The sequence below is a fragment of the Legionella worsleiensis genome (genome assembly GCF_001467535.1).
Lineage (GTDB): Bacteria > Pseudomonadota > Gammaproteobacteria > Legionellales > Legionellaceae > Legionella > Legionella worsleiensis.
In genome coordinates this window covers 27,393-49,893 of record NZ_LNZC01000011.1, presented here as the reverse complement: position 1 = coordinate 49,893, position 22,501 = coordinate 27,393, and the positions used below count along the sequence as shown (strand labels likewise).

Here is a 22,501-nt window from a genome sequence, read left to right as displayed (position 1 = left end):
CTATCTCACTATACCACGAGTTGATTGATTCAATGCATCAATCATAGGAATCACTTCAGGACATTCACTTTGCATCAGTTCAAGCTCAGCCACGGCTTGTTGCACCGTTAAGCCTTTGCGAAAAATAGTTTTGTACGCACGTCTTAAACTGTCAATTGCGAAAGAGGAAAAACCACGCCGACGTAATCCTACCGTATTAATTCCACAAGCAGAAGTTTCATGTCCGGCAATCATCACGTAAGGCAAAACGTCTTTTGTCACATAGGTTGCCCTGGCAATAAATGCATAGGCTCCTACATGACAAAACTGATGAACCGCAGCATAAGGGCCAATGATTGCATAATCATTAACTATCACATGTCCTGATAAAGCGGCGTAATTCACCATGATGATCTGGTTTCCTACCATGCAGTCATGGCCAATGTGAGAATAAGCCATCAAAAAATTATTATTGCCAATTCGGGTAACGCCACCACCTTTGACCGTGCCTCTGCTGATCATGCAGTATTCACGAATGACGTTGTTATCCCCTATTTCCAAACGTGTGGGTTCGCCTTTGTAAGTAATGTCCTGGGGCTCATCACCTACTGAGGCAAATTGAAAAATTTTATTATTTTTACCAATAGTCGTTGGCCCCTCAATGACCACATGCGGGCCTATCCAGGTATTTTCACCAATCTCAACATCTGCTCCAATAATCGACCCAGGGCCTACACTCACACCCTTTGCCAATTTTGCAGATGGATGAATCATTGCTCTTTCATCTATCACTTTAAAATTTCCTTCGCTGCGCTTAACAAGTCTGCAGAACAAGCTAATTTATCACCTACATAAGCTTCACCATGCATACGCCAAAAATCTCTTTTTTGCCCAATTAATTTAACTTCCAATCTTAACTGATCACCTGGTGTGACCACCTGTTTAAAGCGAGCATTATCAATTCCTGCAAAAAAATGCAAAAACTCATATCCCTCTTTCGGTTTTCTGGAAAGATTGGATAAAATGGCACACGCCTGAGCTAATGCTTCGAGCATTAGAACCCCTGGCATAATCGGATTTCCCGGGAAATGACCAGTAAAAAAGTTTTCATTAATGGTGACGTTTTTAATGGCCGTCAAATAATCCATACTTTTGTAATCCAGAACTCGGTCAACCAAAATAAATGGATAACGGTGCGGCAACAAACTTATTATCTGGTTTATATCAATATATTCACTCATACACTGCTTCCCGTTGAATCATTTCATCACTGAACTCTTTAAAAGAACCCTCATTATCTTGTTTTACACGGCTCTAATCAATTATAAAATTCAAAAAATAGCCGGTTGATTTGCTGAAACAGGCAAAATTTAGAAAATGCAGAAGGTATTTGCTACTGCTTATGAAAACGAACCATCGCCCCTGACTTTTTTTTCTAACGCACTTAATTTATCTATATAATCATCCAAGCGCTTGAATCGAGCTGCATTTTTGCGCCAACGATTATGTTCGTGAACCAAAGTCCCTGAGGAATAAATGCCCGACTTGGTTATCGATTTAATGACTGTAGACATACCGGTAATAACCACATCATCGGTCAATTTAATGGAAGCAGCAATAGTACTTGCTCCCCCAATAATGCAATCAGAGCCTATTTGCGTAAAAGCACCAATAGCCGCACAACCGGCAATTGCGGTATGAGCACCAACGTACACATCATGAGCAATATGCACCAGGTTGTCCACGCAGACGCCATCAGCAAGATAGGTATCCCCCAAAGTTCCTCTATCAATTACGGTATTTGCACCGAGGTGTACGTCATCAGATAACACTACAGCTCCCAAATCAGGCCCTTGCTGCCAGACACCGTGCTGTTTCGAATAGTTAAAGGGTGAAGCTCCAATAACACTTCCTGAGTTAATGCGTACCCTTCTACCCAAGTGACATCCTGTATGAATGACTACACCACAACCTATCCTGCTCTGTTTGCCTATAGATACTCCTGACTCAACGATGGTGTTATCACCAAGAACAGAACCATCTTCTATCTGGACATTTTCGCCTATAACCGCATATGCACCTATACACACATCGTCACCCATTTGAACGGAATGATGAATCTGAGCAGTCTTATGGATTCCTCGATTCAAGGAATCAGGAGAAGAAAACAACGAAGCTGCCTTGGTCATAGAAGCCAAGGGGTCAGAAACTACTATAGAATTCACAGGGCACCAATCGAGGTGCTCGGCGCTAAGAATTACGGCACCTGCCGCTGTCTGCGTGAGTGTATTACGTAATAGGGGATTTGCAAAACAGGCAATATCTTTGGCGGTAGCTCGCACCAGAGAAGACACGCCCGAGATGGCGTAATTGGCATTTCCATGCCAAACGCCATCCAGTAGGTCAGCTAATTGCGCAAGAGTCAGCAACTCATCCGCCAAATCAGTTTATTGCTTTAACAACTTTATCAGTTACATCCAATGAATCAGAACTGAAAGGAGTTGCATCTTTCTGGACGATAATATCGTATTTTTCATCTTTCGCAATTTTAGTAATTGCAGCACGCACTTTGGTGTACAAACCTTCCATTGCTTCGTTATGTGCAGTGCTCAACTCTTGCTGGTACTGTTGGCCATTGCGCTCAAACTGTTGTTGTGCTGTTACAATTTTCTTTTCCAAATCTTTCTTTTGTGACGCACTCATAATGGCACTGTCACGCTTGAAACGCTCCATATCACTTTTCAAACTGGCTTCAGCTTTCATCAGTTCATCACGACGTGGCTTAAATTCTTTTTCCAATTTCGCCTGTATCTCTTTCATTTGACTGGAGGTCTGCATAATCTTTTGCAAATCAACAACACCTATCTTGGCCCAATCAGCAAAAACGCTTGTGCCAACCAAACTGAAAAACAATGCGACTAACGCCGTAGTAAAACGATTCATAATTCTCTCCTGATTTAAAGATAATGATGCTAGCATAATTCGAAAAGGGTTGCGATATACACAACCGTACTTTTCAACAACCCCCTCTTTTGAATAATGCGTCAATTTGCCTTCTAAAATCCTGAAGAAAGCGCAAATTGGAAGTACTGTGTTTGATCCAGTGGTTGTGGATTTAGAGCTTTGGCAACGCTAAATGCCAATGGGCCAAAAGGAGAACGCCACTCTAAAGACACACCGGCAGAATAACGCATTGGGCCTGCAGGGGTTCCGCGTAAAGCAACCGGAGTTCCATAGGAAAACACATTACCGGTATCGGCAAAAATGGTAGTTCTTATGTTATCTCGACTTAATGGATAAGGTAAAATAAGACCAGCAGTCGCATTCAGCAGAAAGTTGGCACCCATAGCATTGCCCACATTATCCTGAGGACCTAAAGAGTAACTGTCGTAACCACGAACCTGACCAGGCTGTGCAATACCCCCCGCATAATAGTTTTCAAAGAATGGCAACCCATTGTAACTAAATGTATTTCCATAACCCACATTACCTAAAACTGATAAAATCCAGCCTCTATATAAAGGATAATACACATGAGCCTGGTAAGACGTCTTGTAGTAACTTAAAGATTGTGATGTTGCTGGCAATGCAACGAATGCAATTGCCTGCTGATTGATACCACTATTTGGATAGGGCATTTGATCATAACTGTTTCTGCTCCATCCAGAAGTCAAACGAATTTCCTGGAAATGAGTTCCGTATAAATTAACGAAATTCTTAATGGGAATTACAAAACCAACAGACCGGATGTCTATATCCTGATAACCGTAACCCAACTGAAAGCTGCTTGCTTCTCCTAGTGGGAAATTGTAATTAATATCGCCACCAAATCGATTGGAGCTGTAGGTACTGACATTAAGATTTTTAGGATCTATTCGCGAATAATAAAGACTTCCACCACGACCAACGCCGGTATCGGTATAGAAGGGATTATAGTAATTAAATGAATAATCCTGTCCCCATTGACTGGCATTAAAAGATGCCCCCATAGAGCGACCAGTACCCATGAAGTTATGCTGTTTTACAGAGGTGTTAAATTGATATCCGTTTGTTCCATACCCTATAGATGCCGTTGCTTCAGCAGAAGGCGCTTCTTCGACCTGGACATCAAGGTCAACCTGGTTATTAGTGCCCTGAACAGGATTGGTTTTGACGTCTATATTTTTTAGATACCCCAATAATCGTAGTTGTCTCTCTGATTCTTTGATATTGTGTAAGGATAAAAGTCCGCCCTCATTTTGGCGAATGATATTCCGCAAAACATAATCAGCTGTTTTAGTGTTGCCATGGAAATTAATTCTTCGCACATAAACATGACGGCCAGGTTCCACAACAAAGGTAATAAATACTGATTTATCTTTTTCATCAATACGTGGCTCAGCACTTATCGCCGGGAAACCATAACCCACATCACCTAAAGCCAAACCGATAGCCGAAATGGATTCGGTGACTTTTTTACGAGAAAATACCTCTCCTTTTTTTACCTGAACCAGCGGGTCGATTTTTTCTTTTGGTAATATCGTTCGTCCAACAACTGAATAGCCGGCAAAGCGATATTGTGGGCCCTCTTCTATGTGAACGTTGATATACACATCTTTTCTGTCAGGGGATAAAAGAACCTGTGACGAAACGATATTAAATTTCAAATAACCTCTATCGAGATAAAATGAGCGCAGCGCCTCCAGTGAGGCATCCATGGCTGCCTTGGAATACTGGTCTTTTTTGGTAAAGTAAGTGAACACATTACTTGTTGATAGAGCAAACTCGGGTAACAATTCGTTGGTTGTAAAATCATGGTTACCGATTATTTTTATTTCTTTGATTCGAGAAACCCGTCCCTCGGAAACGGTAATAGTAATGGCGACCCTATTGTCTGTTAAAGAGGAAATTTTGGCATCAATGCGCGAATTATACTTACCTCGAGCAGTGTAGGCTTGTTTGAGCTCCTTTTCCAGGCGCTCTAAAGATGATTTTTGAAATACTCGGCCTTTAACCAAACCCATTTCTTTAAGAAATGCTTTCATTTTATCGCTAGGGATATCTTTATTGCCAACGACGGTGATGCTGCCTATAGTTGCCCGTTCAACCACGTTAACAATTAGAATATTACCTTGGCGCTCCAATGAAACGGACTGAAAAAAACCAGTATCGTATAAAGTACGAATAATCTGGCCGGTTGAGCTGGCATCAATTTCTTCGCCAACCTGCACAGGAATGTAATTTAATACGGTTCCGGTAGAGACTCTTTGCAGCCCGGTAACCTTGATACCACAAACCACAAAGCCATCAGCAGCCAAGGTTTGCGCAGACCATGCCAAAAGAGTAGAACAACAAACACCTAGAATTATTTTATTACCGACTTTTTTCATTATTTTTTTACGTCCAGTACTACGCGATCTTCTGAAAATAAAAGACAGTTCAGTCACGCCAAAAATTGAAACCGTTTTATAGGAAGTAGAAACTACTGTCAAGTTTCTTCACTCTATTACCCTGTTTTTATTAAACCTCTTCCGGAACCCGCGATCCCCAACATCCTACTAAAATATGCATTAAAACCACATGAAAAGAATAAAAAATCCTACCCCGTTAATCGTGATATATCATTAGTTAGTGCAACACACATTAAAGCCACCAATAAAATCAGCCCCAAATAAGCTCCGGCAGTCTTCACTTGATCAGAAAGAGGCTTACGTCTGACAATTTCCAAGGCATAATACAATAAATGGCCGCCATCGAGCATGGGTACGGGTAGTAAATTTAAAGCACCCAAACTAATACTGACCAAAGCAAGAAAAAATAAATACGATGTCAAACCGCTTCGTCCTGAATTTCCAGCACCCTGAGCAATACCCACTGGACCACTGATGCTGTTTAATGCCAAACGGCCAGTAACCAAGCGTCCCATCAAGATAAATGTGGTTCCAGTCAGCTCTATGGTTTGATTAAATGCCGTACCCAAAGCAGAAATTGGCCCTTCCCTTTCCAGACGAAGCCAATGTTCCGGCCAATCTACTTTTTGCGATCGAACGCCAATAAATCCCTCTGTTTTGTCTTTATTTTTTTGACTTCCGGTAAGGATATCAATGCGCTGCTCTGCATTGTTTCTTTTTACTTGCACTATTAACCGGGTATCAGGTCGTTCTTTGACATAGTCTACCAAAAAGATCCAATCTTTTAACGGCTTGCCGTCAACACTGATAATGTAATCACCAACCATTAATCCAGCTTTTGCTGCCGGAGAATCAGGTACAACTTCGCCAACTACTGGGGGAATGGTCGGTATAAAGGGCTCTATGCCAAGACTGTCTAATGCATCTGGAGCTTTGTCATCCAACTTCCAGTCAGTCAAAGGCAAGCGAATCTGACTTTGACGACCATCCACTTCTGACTTTACTGTAATTTTAACTGTGTCATGTGAACCAATGAGCGGCATCATGGCGTATTGAAAATCTCGCCAACTGTTTATCGCTTTATCATTAAGCGCTATGATTTCCTGTTTAGGACCCAAGCCCGCCTGAGCAGCAAGACTGCCCGGTTTCACCGATTCAATCATAGGTGCCAATGAATGCATCCCTATAACCAAAACCAACCATAATGCGACAAAAGCAAAAATAAAGTTAAACAAAGGACCTGCCAGAACAATCGCAATTCGCACCCAAACCGATTTGTTGTTAAATGCGTAAGGCTTGTCTTGCTCCGCAACTTCGCCCTCAGTTTCATCAAGCATTTTGACATAACCGCCTAGCGGAAACAGCGACCAAGCGTACTCAGTCCCTTTTTTATCCTGCCATTTGGCAAGTACCTTTCCAAAACCAAATGAAAATCGTAATACTTTGACTCCACACCACCGAGCCACCTGAAAATGACCGTACTCATGTACGGTAACCAGTAGCAATAAAGCCAGTAAAAAATACAACAGAGTTAAAAGCATGGCGCTATCCCAAAAGTGCTCAAATCCGAAAACTAAATTCCCAAAGGAATAAAAGTCAAACCAAAGTAAAACACGGGCAAGGCTGCAATCAAACTATCCAGACGATCCAAAATACCCCCATGTCCTGGAATAAGGGCTCCGGTATCTTTTAAGTGACAACGCCTTTTTAAAATACTGATGAATAAATCACCAAAAACAGAAATGGTCACCGTAAATAGTGCCAAGCCAAACCAGACAGCAAAAGAATAGGGAACAAAATAATAAAAACCAGCCCCGGCCACAAGCAAAGAAAGTAAATAACCACCGGCCAGACCTTCCCAGGATTTACCGGGACTAACCTGAGGAATTAATTTGTGTTTTCCCCATTGTTTTCCAGCCAGATAAGCACCAACATCAGAAGCCCAGATTAAAAAAAGCAAATACACAACCAGTCCCTTTCCTTGAGGCAGCTCATAGACATGAATCAGGCTTTGGATAAACAGCGGCAAAAGAACTAAAAGAACGCATCCGACAACAACAGCATATCCCCAATAGCGTTGAGAATGAGGAAATCCTAGTATTGCAATGCAGTTAAACAACCAAAATACCAGACCAATAGTCAACCAATAGGAAAACACATAACCACAAAACCACAAAGCCAACAGCATGAGTGCCAGATAGCCTAACTGGAAAACCAGCTGATTTATCGGAATCAGTCGCATGCTTTCGTTCCATGCCGCAATATAAACCAGCAAAATCACCCCCAATAAAGCCCATGCGGGCGCATAAAAAAGGGTCATCAGAACCAAGGGTACGAGTATTAATGATGTGATTAAACGTTGCATAAACATAGGGATACCCTTAATTAAACTGTCTCTATCTGGCCAAACCGCCTCTTGCGCTTGCCAAACGAAGCCAAAGCCAACTCAAACTCTTTATTATCAAAATCAGGCCAATGCACTTCGGTGAAATAAAGCTCGGTATAAGCTAACTGCCAAAGAAAAAAATTACTAATTCGTAGCTCGCCACTGGTACGAATAAAAAGATCAGGTTCTGGCAACCCATCCGTATCCAGAAATTGAGCAAAATCAGATTCACTAAGACTATCCAGAGTTATTTTTCCCTGATTGACAGCCTCATACATTTTTTTAGCCGCCGTAACTATATCCCATTTTCCACCGTAATTAACCACCACATTCAAAATTAATTGATCATTGTTTCTGGTTAAGAATTCGGCTTCCTCCATTTCTTTTTGCAAAACAACAGACAAAGGATTTCGATTTCCAGTGAAGCGAATACGGATTTTATGATGATTTAATTCGGGCAGTTCTTTTCTTAATGCCTCAACAAATAATTCCATAAGGAAATTGACTTCAGCACTGGGCCTGGACCAATTTTCAGAACTGAATGCGAACAAACTAAGACAGGCAATTTTTTTTTCGAGACAGGAACGGATCATGGCCTTAACAGTCTCAACTCCTGCTTTATGCCCTTCTATACGAGCTAAACCTCGATTTTCAGCCCACCGACCGTTGCCATCCATCACTATGGCAATGTGCTGCGGTATTTTAGAATCCAAAACTACTCTTCCCCATGCAAAATGGCACATAGTCTAACCTCTTTGCAATAAAATTTTAAGAGCTAGCGAGAAATCAATTGATCTTGTCGCTTAAAATCTTCATTATCGTTGGGTATGATCTGCCTGTTTATTCAACGAGCAATCACGAGTCATCATGATTCATTATCAGGGAGAACTAACTAATGACCTTGAGTGTCTTAAGAAAAATTTGGCCTGTATTGCTTGCATTACTGATTTTTTTTCTTCTCTATTTTTTCAAAGTCAATCAGTATTTAACCTTTTCATCCCTGCATCTGCATCATCAACAGCTCATTTTATGGACTCATAATCACTACCCTCTTGCGGTAGCTCTGTTTATGATAACTTATATTGTTTGTGTTGCCGCTTCCTTTCCGGGAGCATTGATCCTGACCTTAACTGGCGGACTTTTATTTGGCATATTCTGGGGAACATTTTTTGTAGTCCTCAGTGCAACTCTGGGTTCCATACTCATATTTTCAATAGTGAAATATGCGTTTAGTGACTGGGTTGCGCAAAGGACTTCCGGATGGGTCACTAAAATGCGCCATGGATTTCACCATAATGCGTTCTCCTATTTACTTGTCTTACGCTTGATGCCCATATTTCCATTCTGGGCGGTAAACATTGTACCCGCATTACTTGGCGTAAAAGCCCGAACATTTATCCTGGCAACATTTTTGGGAATAATTCCAGGATCGATGATTTATGCTTCGGTCGGAAACAGTCTGAATCATCTTTTTGAGCAGGGGCAGCCACCCGATTTAGCGGTTATTTTTTCTCCAGAATTATTCCTGCCTCTTCTGGCTTTGGCGTTTCTGTCGCTAATGCCTGTATTCTATAAAAAATTTAAAGGCTCTCATGAACAAAAAAATTAACTGTGATTTGGCAATTATCGGTGCAGGAGCAGGAGGCTTAAGTTTAGCAGCAGGGGCTGCACAGTTGGGTCTCAAAGTTGTTTTAATTGAGCAAGGAGAAATGGGCGGAGACTGCTTAAATTATGGATGTGTGCCCTCAAAGTCTCTTTTAGCCGCTGCAAAAGCACATTGGCACACTTATCATAATGACGTTCTGGGAATCAGTACACCGCAAAAACCTGTCGATTTTGCTCAGGTAATGCGCCATGTAAAACAGGTTATTGCCACAATAGCGGTTCATGATTCAAGCCAACGATTTGAAGGAATGGGGGTTAAAGTCATTCATGCTAATGCCTCCTTCATTGATGGCCAAACTGTAAAAGCAGGTTCTACCGAAATCAAAGCAAAACGCTTTGTTATTGCTACGGGTTCGTCAGCAGCCATCCCCCCTTTACCAGGCCTGCATACTGTTCATTACCTTACCAATGAGACTGTTTTTAATTTAGACCATTTACCCAAACAATTATTAATAATAGGCGGTGGGCCAATTGGTTGTGAATTAGCCCAGGCCTTTGCCATGCTGGGTTCACAAGTTACCCTGATAGAAAGAGATCGCATTTTAAATCATGACGATCCTGACGCAGTGGATCAAGTACGCCTGTCGCTGATGCAACTCGGGGTTACTTTTTACGAACAAACAGATATTTTGCGTATTGATTGCAATGAACCGAATCAAATAAGCATTCAATGCAACAAAAATACGGATGCACTCGTTATCTCAGGGACTCATCTGCTTGTAGCAACCGGCAGAAAGCCAAATATTGAGCAGTTGAACTGTGAATGTGCGGGAATACAATTTAATCCTAAAGGAATATTGGTCGACAAAAGGCTTAGAACCAGTAATAAAAAAATATTTGCCATAGGTGATGTAACAGGAATGTTCCAATTCACGCACATTGCTAACTATCATGCGGGCATAGTACTGCAAAATATTGCCTTTAAACTTCCGGTCAAGATCAAGGATAACGCCATCCCATGGGTAACCTATACCACTCCCGAATTAGCTTATGCTGGTAAAAGCGAATCCGTGTGCTCTGCTCTGGGCATAAACTACGAAGTATTGAAAGCAGACTACTCATGCAACGACAGAGCTCAGACCATGCAACAAACTAAAGGATTTATCAAAGTTATCGTAACACCCAAAGGGCATATTCTGGGTGTAACTATAGTAGGGCAACAAGCCGGAGAATTATTACTTCCCTGGGTTATTGCCATCAGAGAAGGGAAAACATTGAGAACCTTTACAGATACTATAGTTGCTTATCCCACCCTAAGTGAACTCAGCAAACGGGTAGCAAGCCAATTCTACACCCCCAAATTATTCTCCAGAAAAGTAAAAAAACTGGTTAAATTTTTATCGTTTTTCTAATAGTTCCAAACCACCAGGTTTGTTATTGTTTAGAATGACTTTGTGTTGAAACGCTGAAAACTCGTTCATCAAACCAAGAACATGATGAACTATTTTTTTATCATTAAAAAACATTTTGTTTCATAAAAGAGCTATACTTTGAGACAGTTGATGGTAGTAAATGGAGTGAGTCCTCTTTAAGGAGAAGATTATGAATTCATCCAAATGCAGATACCCTGTTTCCAGAGTCTTATTATTTACCATAGGTTTACTTGCATCCATGATGAGCTTTGGCGATCGTTTTGGTGGTGGATTTCATCCTAATGTCGGTGTTGGCGGATTCAACCACCCTGATTACTATTACCACAATAATGACATAGGAGTGGGAAATTATCGACCAGGCAATGGCTGGGTTGCTCCAGTTTATGTCGCACCAGGCTATGATGCCCCAGCCTATATTATTAATAACTCGGATGACGACGGGGACTACAATTGCCAATCAACCCAACAATGTGATTCTTATGGAAATTGTACTCAAACCCAAAGCTGCGACTAAGTAACCTAAATTCAATACAGGAAGTTATTCATTACTCCAAGTATTGAAAGGAAGTTCGGTGCCGAGTACGTTCTAGTTCGTTAAAAAAATCCTTCCGTTTATAGGGAAATAAGATTGATATAAAAGACAGGTAAAAGCAATTAACTGGTGCAGGAGAAGTCCTGCATCAGGACTTCTCCTAATACAGAATCGACTGTGTCAGATACTCATTAATATGGCTTCTCTTCATAATCACTCAAACATTATTTGGGTTTTCGGTGTTCTATGGCTCTTAACGTATGCTCTTCCTGAAGTACTTCATGCGTAAAAATACGTGAACGATGTAAAACGAGGCAGTTCTCTTTATTGCTTTCTTGCCGCTCGGATTTATTATTTATACCTGACCTATTAAGATCGTATTTATAATATATTTCATATACTTGTCCAAATTGTCCATTTCGTGCGATACGTCCCGATTTTTGCAAGGTAACACGCCCAAGATTAGGTTTGGCAAGAATGCCAATGTTGATGTTATCAAAATCGGTACCTCGACTTCCTGCTGCTGTCGTGAGTGTGATCATTCTGGATTCGTTGGCTCGTGCAATCACTGTAGCTTCAGAAGGGCGAAAGGCCTGGGTAGTTAAGGCTTTTTCTGTATCATGGGTGTCATCCAAAATTTGAATCATTTGTGTGCTAATCCCTTTTTGTTTTAGGTACGCAAAAAAGTCATCACACTCAGCAATTGTATTCCAAAAAATAATACAGGACTGATTGTTCTCTTGAATTTTTGTTATTACTTCCAATAAAGTTTCATAATGAGTTGATTTGGAATTTTTATACATTGGAGGAAATCTATATAGTCTGTTATATACAGGTTTTCCCTCTTTAAGAGGCCAATTCGCCTCAGTCCCAAGAGGTCTTATTGCTCTTGGAATTTCTACGATAAGATTAGTCTTGATGCTTTCTTCTATTTTATTTCTAATGCGTTGATTTCCCATGGTTGCAGTAACACCAATTCGAGAGGTATAGCATTCATTTAAATAGGTCAATACATCACCTTCTGCCAATATATTTGAAATACCAGGAATTACTACCGATGGATTGTTATGTTCATTCTCATGAGCAGCAACACATTGATGAATATATTCCCCCCATTGAGACAGTTTATCTGCTCGACCCGTAGTGTCTTTGTGCATGATGTGAACTACTTTACGTAAAATAGACACTTCATTTATAACTAAAGGATCATCTTCCACCACATAATCTATATCGCGTGTCAATGTTGCAGCAGAAATTGCGGCACGAATGAATTGATCCAGTTCGCAATCATCACCACATTGATCTCTATAAAACAGATTATCACTTAGTTCTTCATTTAATCTTTGTCTTATAAAGTCTCGTTGCTCATTCCTTTTCGGTAAATCCTGTCGCTTGGGTAGCTCTGTTCTTACAATAGAATTCAAGCGCTTTAAAAAAAACGCCAAATCTTCACTGGCTTCTTCGCTTCCCTGAGAAATCTGCATGGTTGTGTTTGCATGAATATCGATGACGACATTATCAACTTCATCAATAACAGCTACATCAGCTTTCCTATGACCTGGTAGTAACTGATTATCAGAACAATGTTTTGCTAATAAATCATTGATTACTGCAGAAGATATATCTGTGTAGAGAATATCTGCATTAATGATTGATGCGGTAGAGTCGTTTTTCTTTGCTGTTTTCAATCCTAAAAAGTACGCCAGTTTTTTAATTTTATCGCCAGCGTCTAAAGCAAGGGATTCATTATGGGTTATCACATTTACTTTTTTATTATCCAATGCTTTAAGCAGTGCGATTAATTGCAAAATAAAAGTTTTACCTTCTCCAGTATCTATCTGCAGAAGACATTTTTCCTTCATAGCTATTAATACTGAAACTAATTGTTCCAGACGCAACCACTCTCCTTTTGGTGGGTTTGCTGAGGATTGAGAACAGGTGAGCCTGCAATGAGTTTCTCGCAGGCATGCAATCCGTTCTTCAAGAGACCATTGTTTCGCTGACTTTAATCTGTCTTGCAAGTCGCTCTCAGACATCTCTGCATAGTGTTTGGTCAGTTTATTTATCTGGTAAATTGACTGCTTTATTGTATCCTCCAACATCACTGGGAGCTTTATTTTTTCTAGTAGGGAGTCAACGTTCTCTGAAAGATATTCTTTTTCTGCATGGAGTAACGCTTCTTTCACATTTATGAATGCTTCAGGAACATCGCTGGCAGTTTTTACAGCATCTTGTTTTTTATTTGCAGCCATTACAGAGGGCAGCGCTAATCCATAGTGTTGAAGCTCCTTCCAATGATTCTGTAATGCGCTATTTAACGTCTCAAGATCATTTATTCCATTGGTACTTGAACCTGAAAAAGCGGTTAAAGTCGTACCGGTTATACGCTCCCATGTATTAATTGCTTCTTTAAAATAGCGAGGATCTACGTTGAAAGAAATAAATCGTAGATACATTGCTCGAAAATAAACACCATCAGTTACTCCTTTCATTGAAGCGGCGCCATAGTGTAATCGCTCAAACTCCTCCCGAGTTACCTGATGTAAATCAAACGATTGATGATCAAAATCAAAGTCTGTTAAGCCATTCGCAATACCAAATAACATTGATTCGTGGACAAAAGCATATCCTGCTCTTAAAGCGCTTTTTGCCAGGGCATAATTTTTAGGAATATTGACTGCGTATTCAGCCTGAAACTGTTTTGCGAGAATATTTTTGCCATGACCTGCCAAGCTAATACAGTCCAGGATATGTTTTAGCTCTATAAACCCACCAAGTGGAGAATAACCACTGAGGCTAGTGCTTCGAGCAGGAACAGGAATACCTAAACCCTCAAAGAAATCAAAAAAATAAAGTAAGCCTTTGCTCGTTTCAGAAAAATTCAGATTATATTTTCTTGTTGCAGATTCAATTTCCATCAGCCACATAAATTCATTGCGATTAAATGTTGCATAACGCTTTAAGGCATCACGTATTTCTTCAGCATAAAATTCTTTACCATTAGTTATACCTTTTAGATAATTGAGTATAAAGTTGTTCAAATAAACTGTTGTTGAAGAATGTTCATAATCATGAATTCTTAAAATTCCAGTTAATTGTGACGTATCAATTTTTGAAAAACTATCTAAAATATCTATAAATTCACACAAAAAAGGATCGCAGTCTTTGTGTGATGTCTGTTGAGTTGTCAGAGGATAAATAGTCTCTGCCATTATCTTCAATGCCCTAAAGGCATATGCCTTTGTCTCAATTAACGGTGTGTCTCCTTCGGCTCCTTTAAATGTAACGCGGTGTGTTTCGTTATCCAATTTATTAAGAAAATCCAGATGCCTTGGTTTCAGTTCAATATGTCGTTCACTAAGTGTGTTCAGTAACTCATTTTTGGTGACAGTGCAAGCACGTTTTGTTGAATCCAGATGAAAGTCTGAAGCCGGATTATTTACATCCAGTCTTAATGCTGCATCACGTAATGTTGCTAACTGATGCAATCGATATTTTTCATTGTATTTAAGAACAAAAATATTCCCTTCAGTATTTTTATCAATAAAAAAGCCTAATGGCAAAGCATCAAGATCAAGAGTATAAAGAGCTGAACGAATATGACCTTTAGCGTTTAATAGCTTCTCCAATGCCGTTGTACTGATTGATAATTGATGGTTGGTAAAATTTCTGTTTGGTTTGATTGCTTCCCATTCTGCCTTACATGCTCTATCAAGAGCCATTAACCAGTTTTGCGATGCTGAATATTTTAACTCATTTAAACGATTCTTCCCCGTAGAAAGCGGGTTTAGAACCGAATCATCAGTCCATCTTGTGGTTTCCTGAATACGCTGCAGGTCGTGTGCATTAACAAAATTATCCAAATTCTGATTGTGTTGTACCTGTTGTTGATGTAAATGATCAACAGTCTGATTTAAGCGTAAAGCGGTGAGCCATTGTCGCATGTGGGGTGGGGTATTGGAATACGTATTGTCTTGATTTGTGTCTTTGGAAACAAGGTCCTCAAATTCAGAGGGTTTAGTCATTCGTTTCGCTATAATATCAGGTGAATTTAACAACTTGGCAACTGAGTATTTTTCTCGTATTGAGGGAGTTTCCATTTTTAAAGCTGATGTTGGTTCATTGGCAACTTGAGGAGGATGGGGATTTCTGCTCCCATCTTCTATTCCCTCATGCTGTCGCAATGTTTCAAATAGCGCATTTTCTTTAAGGTTAGTGGCATTAAATGTCCATTCCAAACCTGATACACGAACACACCAATTAAGAAAACGCTGATACCAGTGAAATTTTACTGGTTCTATATCGTTAGACTGCTCAATCCTTTTCTGTTCTAACCAAATCTCTACAATGCTTTTGTAGTAAGTTTGGGATTGTGCCAGATCACTTCGGCGAAAATAAGTCCCAAAAAAAATTCGCTCATACCATGATAAAGCCATTCTATTTTTTGCAAGATATTGGTCTGAAACATCTATTCCAAAATCAACCAATGATTGTTGATCATTCAATTGAATGTTCCAAGCCTCCGAATCAAACTGACCTCCATGAGCTACAGCCAACCATTGTTTCAGGCGAGTTTTTTTTTCATCACGGTCAATAAAAGCGGATTTAATCCTCGATTCTAAAAATTTTCTTAATAAAAAATGCATAAGAAATTTAAACATTGACGCTCTAATTTACGGATTGTTCAAAACCTATTTTACATAATTTATGTCAGCTGTGCTATCCGTATAAAATACGGTGATTTGTGGGTTTATGAGAGATATCTACACTTTGTATCCCTCTTCAGGTGAATTTATAAGTGCCCCCTAGTCCGGCCTGTATCATGAGCAACAAGGATAGCTCATGACACCTGTATTAATCTGATTTTCCTGGGAATACAGATGGTTGATACTTTAATAAACACTGTGTCTTACCAAAAACGTAGTGAGAGATTGTAAGTCTAAAAAAACAAAACAGCATAACAAGCAGCATGCAAATTAGCGCAGAATATTGCAAGTTACCCTGAAATCCTGTACCTCTATAATGACCGAAGGTATAATCATTTTAACGGTTTGACTCAGGATTTTATTCATGTCCCAAAATACTCCCCTGGTGCTTATGATTCTTGATGGATGGGGTTATAACTCAAGTGATAAACATAACGCAATTGCTATGGCGCATACTCCGCAATGGGATCAATGGTGGCAAACCTGTCCACATATTCTTCTCCAGGCCTCGGGTGAACCCGTAGGACTTCCAGACAAACAAATGGGCAACTCTGAGGTCGGTCACATGCATATTGGTTCTGGCAGAGTGATACAACAAGATTTCACCAGAATCAACAAAGCGATAGAACAAGGGGAGTTTGCTCATAATCCGGTTTTTAACCAAACCATAGATACGCTAAACCAAACAGGTAACTCTCTGCATATCATGGGATTATTCTCCCCAGGAGGAGTGCATAGTCATGAGCAACATTTGTATGCACTACTGAATTTATGTTGTGCAAAGAAATTAAGCTCTGTGTGTTTGCACCTGTTCCTGGATGGCAGAGACACACCGCCCCAAAGTGCCCTGAATAGTGTGCAACGCTTAAATCAAATCATCGAAAAACACCCCGAAATCACCATAAGCTCAATCTGTGGACGATATTACGCTATGGACAGAGATAATCGATGGGATCGTGTGGAGCCTGTATATAATTTGCTTACATTGGGACAAAGCAGTCATCAGTTTGCCAGCGCAGAACAAGCCATCACTCATTTTTATCAAAACGAACGCTCAGATGAATTTATACCCCCTACCCTTATTGGCAAGACTCAACCAATAAAAGATGGAGATGCGATTTTATTTTTTAATTTTCGTGCAGACAGAGCTCGTCAACTATCCTCTGCATTTATTGACTCAGAATTTTCAGGGTTCAAAAGAAGCTCAATACCCAGATTATCCAGCTTTATCAGCATGACTCAATACGATAAAAATCTGGCTACAACACCCGCATTTCCGCCTATAGCCATGCATAATACTCTTGGGGAAGTAATAGCTCGCCAAGGTTTAAAACAACTGAGAATTGCAGAAACTGAAAAATACGCTCACGTCACCTTTTTCTTTAACGGCGGCAGTGAACATGTATTTGCCCATGAAGAACGCATTTTAGTTCCCTCACCCAAAGTCGCAACGTATGATCTTCAGCCTGAAATGAGTGCACCAGAACTAACCAATATTTTGGTGGATGCAATTAACAAACAAAAATATGATGTCATTATTTGTAATTACGCCAATGCAGACATGGTAGGACACAGTGGTAATTTCGAAGCAACAGTCCGTGCTGTTGAATGTCTTGATCAATGCATGCGACGGGTTTGGGAAGCGCTTAAAAAACAGGATGGTGTTTTGTTGATTACCGCTGATCATGGTAATGCGGAAGAAATGTTTGATGACACGACCCATCAGGCTCACACAGCCCATACCAGTGAACCGGTCCCCTTTGTGTGTATTGGTGGGCACTGGCATTTCACACAAGCTGAGGGCAGCCTTATAGATATAGCCCCAACCGTATTATCAATTCTGGGCATTACCCTACCGCAAGAAATGACGGGCCATAATTTACTGGAACAAAGTCATGCGCACTCGCACTAACCCAAAAACTCAAAAAAACAGCTGCTGGGGCGGAATAGCCCTGGGCATGCTGATTCCTTTAAGCGTTGCGGCAATCCCCTCACCATCACCAGTAATTCAGACTCAAACGAAATTAAAACAGCTGGACGCACAGATTAACAATCTGAAGCGAACACTGGCCACCGCTCATGATACTCGCAGTATTTTAAATAACGAACTTGCCAATACTGAAAAACAAATTGGCGCAGGGATACACAAACTGCAATCCCTTCAGCATGACATAAAATCCAAAGAACAAAAAATTGCCGAATTACATACCAAAGCCGAATTATTGAACAATGAATTGGCGACTCAACAACAATTACTGGCAAGCCACTTGCGAGCCCGCTATCAAATGGGCGAATATCAACCTTTAAAATGGATTTTGAATCAAGACGATCCCTATAAAATAAGCCGAATACTTACTTATTACCAATACATAGTAAAATCCCGGCAAGAATTGATCGACAAAATTGGCGAAACGCAAAACAAATTAAAAGAAAATAAAGACAAACTGCATCATGAACTGGCTGAAAATCAAAAACTGCAAAACCAACTGTCTCTCAATCAACAACAACTGGAACAGAACAAGCAGTATCATACAACCCTGATTCAGTCTCTGAATAATGAAATACAAAATAAACAACACGACTTAGAGGAATTTGAGAAGGATAAGGCTAACTTATCACGTCTACTCAAATCTTTATCTCAACAAAGCGTTGTCCAAAGCAGCAAACCCTTCAATCAAATGCGCAAAAAATTGCCGTTACCAGTACAAAACGTGCAAAGATCCTTACGCCGAATGAATCAAGGCGTGACATTTTTTGCCGATGAAGGAACAGTAGTTACTGCCGTTTATCCCGGAAAAGTCGTATTTAGCGATTGGTTAAAGGGGTATGGTTTACTGCTCATCATAGACCACGGCCAAGGTTTTATGACTCTTTACGCACACAATCAATCACTCTTCAAACACAAAGGGCAAATGGTCTATCAAAACGAGCATATAGCCAGCGTGGGGCATAGCGGTGGAATTAAACAAAACGGTCTATACTTTGAAATAAGACTAAGAGGAAAAGCGGTGCCCCCGCTTGACTGGTTGTCCTAGGTTTCACGCCTGGCATTTAAATTGCATTTCAACATTTAATAAAAACAAAAGAAGGCGGCTGATTTTATGGCCTTGCATCCCAGGAGATCGCTATGGTTATCAAAAAAGTTCTTCCCAGTACGATAGCATTATTTTTTGCACTCACGTTAATGCTGCCATTAACTGCATTTACAGCCGATGAATCCGATCCGGAAAAAACAAATACCAAACGCATCCCATTGGAAGATGTGCAACGATTTTCTAATGCAATAGGCGAGATTAAAAAATACTACGTCAAACCCATAGACGACAAAGAACTCTTCGACAATGCCATTCGAGGGATGCTCACTGGACTGGATCCACACTCCAGCTATCTTAATGAAGAAGAATTTAAAGAACTGCAAACATCAACCAGCGGTGAATTTGGTGGATTAGGCATAGAAGTAACCATGGAAGACGGTGTAGTGAAAGTGATTACTCCTTTGGTTGATACTCCTGCCTTTAAAGCGGGAATAAAATCAGGTGATTACATCATCAAACTGGGCAAGGAATCGGTACAAGGACTGACTTTAAAAGAAGCAGTAACTTTAATGAGAGGTAAAGCCGGAACAACAATAGAACTCACTGTATTACGCAAAGGCGTTAGTAAACCTCTCACTTTTGATTTGATAAGAGAAGTCATTCAAATAAAAAGCGTAAAAAGTAAAATGCTAAGTGATGGCTACGGTTACATCCGCTTAACCCAATTCCAGGCTCTGACTGGCAAAGACATGCTGCAAGCAATAGAACAACTTAAACAACAATCTAACGGTAAGCTTAAAGGTTTAGTATTGGATTTAAGAAATAATCCGGGGGGATTATTAGATTCCGCCATTCAGGTTTCCGATGCATTCCTGGGTAACAACAAATCAGGAAAACAGGAACTGATAGTCTATACCGAAGGACGCTTGCCCGGTTCTAAATTTACTGCCTTGGCTAATCCCGGAGACGTATTGGATAATGCACCAATAGTGGTTTTGATTAACAACGGTTCAGCTTCCGCATCTGAGATTGTCGCAGGCGCCCTGAAGGATAACAAACGAGCCATAATTCTTGGAACCAAGAGTTTTGGCAAGGGTTCGGTTCAAACCGTGTTGCCACTGGATGCCAAAACTGGAATCAAACTGACTACGGCTTTGTACTACACTCCATCAGGAACCTCCATTCAGGCAAAAGGCATAATTCCTGATATCGTTGTAGAAGAAATGGATGTCCCCAAAACATCCATCAAAAAATCAGACGCTACCGGGTTTAGCGAAGCGGATCTAAGTGGACATCTGATTAATAAAAACAATGCTGAAAATCCAAATGCAAAAAAAGAAGCCAAATCGGAAGATTTGATTCACGAAGATTATCAACTTTATGCTGCTTTAACAGTCTTGGAAGGCATGGCATTAGCTAATCGCTAATCACAGGCTCCACTCCGCTACCTAGTAGGCATCATTATGAAAATAATGATGCCTACTGTTTTTATAGTTCTCTGTACTGCGCTGTTTCCAGTTAAAACACTGTCTATTCAAATTTCAATTAGCTCTATTTTATATAAAACCTCAGAACATGACTATCAAGAGTAGTGCTTTATGCAACGTATGGAGAAAGCTAATTGCTATAGACTGCAAAATAGGTTCAGCAAACCTAGGGAATCATGCGGTTTTATGCGATAATCGCTGCTTAAACGATACCAATGACACATTATGAACATTAATAACTATTTGTCGCTGTTTTTTGCGTTTTTCTTCTGCTTCCCTGCACATGCACACGTTACTGATTATTTTAATCAAATAAAAACAGATCCAAATGCCCTTTATGAATTTTTTAAAAATATGCCCAAAGGTGGTGAATTACATTATCACTTGGCAGGAGGCCCCTACCCCGAAACCATGATAACCATGGCGGCAAAAAATGATTACTGTCTTGATTTATCCACTTTGTCAGTCAATAAGAGTGCAACGCCTTGTGCTGGATTAATGCTTGGTGAACTCAGTCAAAAACCCGAACTTTATGCCTCTGTAGTTCGTGCCTGGTCGTTAAAAGACTTCATTCCCGGCAAGGAAACAGGACACGACCATTTTTTCAGTAGCTTTATGAAGTTTATGCCTATTGTCATTGATTACCGTCCGCAATTAATTGCTGATGTCATTAAAACAGCCGCTGATCAAAACGAACACTATCTGGAAATTATGGATATTACGGATAACGCCAATTCGCTTCGATTTGGCGATCTCATCAAAAATGCCAAGCAGTTTGAGCAAAAGAAAAATATCCTCCTCGCTAATAAAGAATTTGTCCAAAATGTGGAGCATACTGTTGCAGAAAGCGACCGAGTGCTTGATGAAGCCTATAAGGAATTAGGCTGTAAAACCACCCCAGATGCAAATGCGTGTCAGGTTAAAGTGAAAATCCTCTACTACGTCCTGCGTGAACAACCCATAGACAATGTATTTGCCCAAGCATTAAATGCATTTGCAGCGGTTCACTTGTCTAAAGGCAATTTGGCAGGAGTTAACCTGGTTCAGCCTGAAGACGGGATTATTTCATTACGTGACTATCACCAACAAATGCAAATTTTTAACTATCTGCACCGACAATATCCTGATGTCCCCATTAGTCTGCATGCTGGTGAATTAGCACCCGAGTCGGTTACTCCTAAAGACTTAAGATTTCATATTCATGATGCGCTAATTATTGGGCAAGCGCAAAGAATTGGCCACGGCGTTTCAATATCCTATGAAAATAATGCAGAAGAAACGCTTGACTACATGGCCAAACACCAAATACCCGTTGAAATTAATTTGATCAGCAATCAAAAACTACTGAATGTTTCTGGTCCTAATCATCCCCTTAATTTCTACCTCAAGCATCACGTTCCTGTGGTTTTATCCACCGATGATGAAGGCATTTTAAGAACGGATTTAACCCGCCAGTATGTAGAGGCAGTGTTAAATCATGGACTGAATTACCCAACACTAAAACAGATTAACAGAAACACCCTGACATACGCCTTTCTTCCGGGTAAAAGTCTTTGGAGCAATGCAGAAACAGCCGAACCAGTTGCAGAATGCAAAGTTCTTAATAGCCTTGAATGCCTCAAGTTCATTAATTACAATGAAAAAGCAAAACTTCAGTGGAATCTGGAACAGAAATTAACAGCCTTCGAGAATACTTTTTAAAAAATATTGGCAATAAAGTTGAGAACATTCTCCCCGTTATTTATTGCACCAGAATTTTATTCAAAAAAACTAATAGCGTTAATTTAAAGCTTTTTAAGCTATTTATTTTCTTTTATCATGGTTTTTATAACTAACGTACTTCATTGAACTTACCGAGTTTTCCTCTCTTCACCACGTATAGCATGGAGAGGGAAAGCAAGGTGCTTCTTGTGGTCATATCGATAAATTAATAATCAATATCTATTTT

At 40.2% G+C, this 22,501-nt stretch carries 17 protein-coding genes; 7 read left to right on the top strand and 10 right to left on the bottom strand.

What is annotated here, in order from left to right:
* The 8 genes from lpxA to Lwor_RS05440 form a co-directional block, all read right to left on the bottom strand.
* On the bottom strand, positions 1 to 771 hold the full coding sequence (gene lpxA / locus Lwor_RS05475; protein ID WP_058492896.1) for an acyl-ACP--UDP-N-acetylglucosamine O-acyltransferase: 771 nt from the start codon (positions 769 to 771) through the stop codon (positions 1 to 3).
* Positions 768 to 1,220 carry a 3-hydroxyacyl-ACP dehydratase FabZ gene (gene fabZ / locus Lwor_RS05470; protein WP_058492895.1) on the bottom strand — a complete coding sequence of 151 codons (453 nt, stop codon included), beginning with the start codon at positions 1,218 to 1,220 and terminating at the stop codon, positions 768 to 770. The genes lpxA and fabZ overlap by 4 nt, the downstream gene beginning before the upstream one ends.
* A 159-nt stretch (positions 1,221 to 1,379) precedes the next feature.
* A complete protein-coding gene (gene lpxD / locus Lwor_RS05465) occupies positions 1,380 to 2,420 on the bottom strand; it encodes a UDP-3-O-(3-hydroxymyristoyl)glucosamine N-acyltransferase (protein ID WP_238584624.1) in 1,041 nt (346 codons plus the stop codon).
* A 1-nt stretch (position 2,421) separates the two neighbouring features.
* A complete protein-coding gene (locus Lwor_RS05460; RefSeq protein WP_058492894.1) occupies positions 2,422 to 2,922 on the bottom strand; it encodes an OmpH/Skp family outer membrane protein in 501 nt (166 codons plus the stop codon).
* Positions 2,923 to 3,035: 113 nt separating this feature from the next.
* Complete coding sequence (gene bamA, locus Lwor_RS05455) at positions 3,036 to 5,348, bottom strand: outer membrane protein assembly factor BamA (protein ID WP_058492893.1); 2,313 nt, start codon at positions 5,346 to 5,348, stop codon at positions 3,036 to 3,038.
* Positions 5,349 to 5,557: 209 nt separating this feature from the next.
* On the bottom strand, positions 5,558 to 6,910 hold the full coding sequence (gene rseP, locus Lwor_RS05450; RefSeq protein WP_058492892.1) for an RIP metalloprotease RseP: 1,353 nt from the start codon (positions 6,908 to 6,910) through the stop codon (positions 5,558 to 5,560).
* Between the two features lie 32 nt (positions 6,911 to 6,942).
* Entirely contained in the window at positions 6,943 to 7,740 is a 798-nt protein-coding gene (locus Lwor_RS05445) for a phosphatidate cytidylyltransferase (protein WP_058492891.1), read from the bottom strand.
* Between the two features lie 14 nt (positions 7,741 to 7,754).
* Positions 7,755 to 8,468, bottom strand: a complete 714-nt coding sequence (locus Lwor_RS05440; RefSeq protein WP_058492962.1) for an isoprenyl transferase — start codon at positions 8,466 to 8,468, stop codon at positions 7,755 to 7,757.
* Between the two features lie 182 nt (positions 8,469 to 8,650).
* On the opposite strand from Lwor_RS05440, the gene Lwor_RS14075 reads away from it, so the two are divergent.
* Complete coding sequence (locus Lwor_RS14075; protein ID WP_065235840.1) at positions 8,651 to 9,364, top strand: TVP38/TMEM64 family protein; 714 nt, start codon at positions 8,651 to 8,653, stop codon at positions 9,362 to 9,364.
* Positions 9,348 to 10,772 (top strand): dihydrolipoyl dehydrogenase family protein, encoded by a 1,425-nt coding sequence (locus Lwor_RS05430; protein ID WP_058492890.1) that lies wholly within the window; start codon positions 9,348 to 9,350, stop codon positions 10,770 to 10,772. Before Lwor_RS14075 ends, Lwor_RS05430 begins: the two co-directional genes overlap by 17 nt.
* On the opposite strand, the gene Lwor_RS14200 is transcribed toward Lwor_RS05430, so the two are convergent.
* Positions 10,758 to 10,886 carry a hypothetical protein gene (locus tag Lwor_RS14200; protein WP_274519225.1) on the bottom strand — a complete coding sequence of 43 codons (129 nt, stop codon included), beginning with the start codon at positions 10,884 to 10,886 and terminating at the stop codon, positions 10,758 to 10,760. The genes Lwor_RS05430 and Lwor_RS14200 overlap by 15 nt on opposite strands.
* A gap of 76 nt (positions 10,887 to 10,962) precedes the next feature.
* Between Lwor_RS14200 and Lwor_RS05425 the strand changes: the two genes are divergently transcribed.
* Complete coding sequence (locus Lwor_RS05425) at positions 10,963 to 11,307, top strand: hypothetical protein (RefSeq protein ID WP_058492889.1); 345 nt, start codon at positions 10,963 to 10,965, stop codon at positions 11,305 to 11,307.
* A 242-nt stretch (positions 11,308 to 11,549) separates the two neighbouring features.
* On the opposite strand, the gene Lwor_RS05420 is transcribed toward Lwor_RS05425, so the two are convergent.
* Positions 11,550 to 15,986, bottom strand: coding sequence for a DEAD/DEAH box helicase (locus Lwor_RS05420; protein WP_058492888.1), 4,437 nt, complete (start codon positions 15,984 to 15,986; stop codon positions 11,550 to 11,552).
* Between the two features lie 409 nt (positions 15,987 to 16,395).
* Here Lwor_RS05420 and gpmI point away from each other — a divergent pair, with 409 nt between their 5' ends.
* The 4 genes from gpmI to Lwor_RS05400 all read left to right on the top strand — a co-directional run bounded on the left by gpmI (position 16,396) and on the right by Lwor_RS05400 (position 22,254).
* Entirely contained in the window at positions 16,396 to 17,943 is a 1,548-nt protein-coding gene (gene gpmI / locus Lwor_RS05415; protein WP_058492887.1) for a 2,3-bisphosphoglycerate-independent phosphoglycerate mutase, read from the top strand.
* Entirely contained in the window at positions 17,927 to 19,066 is a 1,140-nt protein-coding gene (locus tag Lwor_RS05410) for a murein hydrolase activator EnvC family protein (protein WP_058492886.1), read from the top strand. The genes gpmI and Lwor_RS05410 overlap by 17 nt, the downstream gene beginning before the upstream one ends.
* A gap of 92 nt (positions 19,067 to 19,158) precedes the next feature.
* Positions 19,159 to 20,493, top strand: coding sequence for a S41 family peptidase (locus tag Lwor_RS05405; RefSeq protein WP_058492885.1), 1,335 nt, complete (start codon positions 19,159 to 19,161; stop codon positions 20,491 to 20,493).
* A gap of 285 nt (positions 20,494 to 20,778) precedes the next feature.
* Positions 20,779 to 22,254: an adenosine deaminase family protein gene (locus Lwor_RS05400; RefSeq protein WP_058492884.1), complete on the top strand. Its 1,476-nt coding sequence runs from the start codon at positions 20,779 to 20,781 to the stop codon at positions 22,252 to 22,254.
* Positions 22,255 to 22,501 lie beyond the last annotated feature (247 nt).

Coding starts and splice junctions, on each gene's coding strand:
- fabZ (WP_058492895.1), bottom strand. CDS start 1,220: ATGAGTGAATATATTGATATAAACCAGATAATAAGTTTGTTGCCGCAC.
- Lwor_RS05460 (WP_058492894.1), bottom strand. CDS start 2,922: ATGAATCGTTTTACTACGGCGTTAGTCGCATTGTTTTTCAGTTTGGTT.
- bamA (WP_058492893.1), bottom strand. CDS start 5,348: ATGAAAAAAGTCGGTAATAAAATAATTCTAGGTGTTTGTTGTTCTACT.
- rseP (WP_058492892.1), bottom strand. CDS start 6,910: ATGCTTTTAACTCTGTTGTATTTTTTACTGGCTTTATTGCTACTGGTT.
- Lwor_RS05445 (WP_058492891.1), bottom strand. CDS start 7,740: ATGTTTATGCAACGTTTAATCACATCATTAATACTCGTACCCTTGGTT.
- Lwor_RS14075 (WP_065235840.1), top strand. CDS start 8,651: ATGACCTTGAGTGTCTTAAGAAAAATTTGGCCTGTATTGCTTGCATTA.
- Lwor_RS05430 (WP_058492890.1), top strand. CDS start 9,348: ATGAACAAAAAAATTAACTGTGATTTGGCAATTATCGGTGCAGGAGCA.
- Lwor_RS14200 (WP_274519225.1), bottom strand. CDS start 10,886: ATGTTTTTTAATGATAAAAAAATAGTTCATCATGTTCTTGGTTTGATG.
- Lwor_RS05425 (WP_058492889.1), top strand. CDS start 10,963: ATGAATTCATCCAAATGCAGATACCCTGTTTCCAGAGTCTTATTATTT.
- Lwor_RS05420 (WP_058492888.1), bottom strand. CDS start 15,986: ATGTTTAAATTTCTTATGCATTTTTTATTAAGAAAATTTTTAGAATCG.
- gpmI (WP_058492887.1), top strand. CDS start 16,396: ATGTCCCAAAATACTCCCCTGGTGCTTATGATTCTTGATGGATGGGGT.
- Lwor_RS05410 (WP_058492886.1), top strand. CDS start 17,927: ATGCGCACTCGCACTAACCCAAAAACTCAAAAAAACAGCTGCTGGGGC.
- Lwor_RS05405 (WP_058492885.1), top strand. CDS start 19,159: ATGGTTATCAAAAAAGTTCTTCCCAGTACGATAGCATTATTTTTTGCA.
- Lwor_RS05400 (WP_058492884.1), top strand. CDS start 20,779: ATGAACATTAATAACTATTTGTCGCTGTTTTTTGCGTTTTTCTTCTGC.